The following is a 2,113-nucleotide window of genomic DNA, read 5'->3' on the forward strand; positions in this document are numbered from 1 at the left end:
CCCTCAGCGATTGATGTCGGACGTGCGAGTTCACGTGCGAGTGTCGTGGTAATTTCGTCGTGAAGCGCAGTGATGGTCGGGCCAGAAAGTACCCACGACATGGTGAGATTCATCGTCGCGTCGTCATCAGTCTCATAGGGAAGTCGTCGGCACAACTTTGAGGGTCGTTCCTCGAACAACATGCGATAGCATGAGTGAATCCCGCAGATGGACTGTTTGGGAGCTGTCTTACTGAGAAACGCACAGAGATTCTGTCGTTGGGTGGTGTTGCGTGCGAGTGCGTCGGTATCAGGAATTCTAATAGTGGTTGTCAGATCGATACCAACTGCGTGATACAACTGTGTCGCCGAGGCAATCAGTCCATGAAGATCTTTGAACAGGTCGCTCCGGGCGGCTGTATCACCGCTGTGCGTGAGTTCGGCAACTCGTGTAAGCAGTCGATCTCGAACCGTTGTTATCCGCTCGCGCCATGCTCTGTAGGTGGTTTCGGCGTCGCTGTACCAGCCCACCTGATGACCACGGCGGAGAAGTCGGTCGACTGGATACGCCTGGGTGCCGTCATCGATTGCTTCGAACTCGTGACCAAGTCGGGAGGGTGTAAGGATTTTCGAGAGAGCTTTCTCGCTCAGTAAGGCGTTTGCGAGACGTCCCAGTGTAGCGAGGGAACCACCCCACTGGAGCACAACGAGAGCTTCATCGTCAGTGTGGCTGAGGTACGCGACCCGGCCATCGTCGAATAGGTGTGGATGGTCATCGACGAGTGTGATGGCATCGTCGTGAGCAACAGTGCTGAATCGTTCGTGGAGATGATCTGGGGTGTTGTCAGGACCAGTGAGCCACTGGACGTACTCAGCATCCCCGTCTGGATCACCAGTCGTCGCCACCCACTCATCGGAAGTCGGTGCCTCCCTGTCCGCCCTGCGGGGTGACACTGTACTTGTGAGTTCCTGAGGGGTCGCGGTAAGACATTGATCAAGCTGGCATTGATCTGGATGAACAAGTGCATACGTATCGTCGAGACACCGCCGGACAGCCAATCGTCCTCGGTTGGTGAGTTGGACAGTGTTATGCTGACCACGGCGGTCGATCGTGACTAGATCGCGATCTTCCAGATCAAGGACGTATCTACTGATAGTACCCTCAGCAACATCGATTGTGTGGTCATGCGTGAGATCACGGTAGCTCCGGGCGTCCCCTGTCTTCAGATTCCCGAGAAGCCGGCGTTTCCCTGGCTCGGTGTCGAGTTCACGGATAGCCTCCCATGCAGTCTCAAGAGTCTCGGTGGCGTGATCGGTGTGATCAGTATGGTCAGTATGGTCAGTATGTGGGGACCGATCCCGGCTCACAGTAAGATTAAGATGACACTCAGTCCAGTGAGGATACCGCTTCGAGAGGTGTCGTTGAACTGTTGGAGAGGCGACAAGTCTGACATCGAACCCATCGGCGAGGACAGCAATCGCCGCGAGTGCGCGGACGCCCGTGCGGCGGTCTGTGAGGTTGGTCCACGCGCTGCCATCTAATATGAGTGTGAGGACGGTTGGGTGGTCCTCAAATTCGCGATGGAATGCAACCGGGCCTTTCGCGAGCGCGCCAAGATCTGCGTTGATTGGACCGCGCCCCGTACCAATGCTCGTGACGGTGTCGATGAGAGCTTCCTGTCGATGGCGGTGGTATCTGCTGAGTTCACTGGTGTCTTTGTCTCGATAGGTGAGCGCAAGCGCCGTAATCGCGTGGGTGTATGCAACGGCTTCAGCGATGTCGTCAGTCCATGTGCTCTCTGTGGTCTGCCACGCTGGCAGGGTTTCTGAAAGGAACTGTGAACTGACACGCCACGGATCGGTGGTGGCATACTCGCGGATGGTTCGCTCGGTGTGTGGTCGGAGCTCGTCGAGGAGGTCCGGGATCCACTCGGTCAGCCGAGGGGAGACTGCTGAACAGGTGATCCCGTTGGGAGAGAGATTCGTGGTGTGGTCAACGAGTCGAATCCCTCGCTTGCGAGTTACGGACTGATGTGTTCGCACAGTCGATCACCGCAGAGTGATGTTCTGGTTGGTCATAGCGCCTAGCATCACTCCGACCCGCCGCGTAAGGAGCCATGATCAAAGCGAGCGTT

At 56.7% G+C, this 2,113-nt stretch carries 1 protein-coding gene; it reads right to left on the bottom strand.

Annotated features, from left to right (window positions below; translation table 11 throughout):
- Positions 1 to 2,021, bottom strand: a 2,021-nt coding sequence (locus J07HQW2_RS06845; protein WP_021054694.1) for a helix-turn-helix transcriptional regulator, incomplete at its 3' end; no start/stop codon positions are given.
- Between the last annotated feature and the right edge of the window lie 92 nt (positions 2,022 to 2,113).

The organism is Haloquadratum walsbyi J07HQW2 (assembly GCF_000415985.1).
Classification (GTDB): Archaea; Halobacteriota; Halobacteria; order Halobacteriales; family Haloferacaceae; genus Haloquadratum; species Haloquadratum walsbyi_B.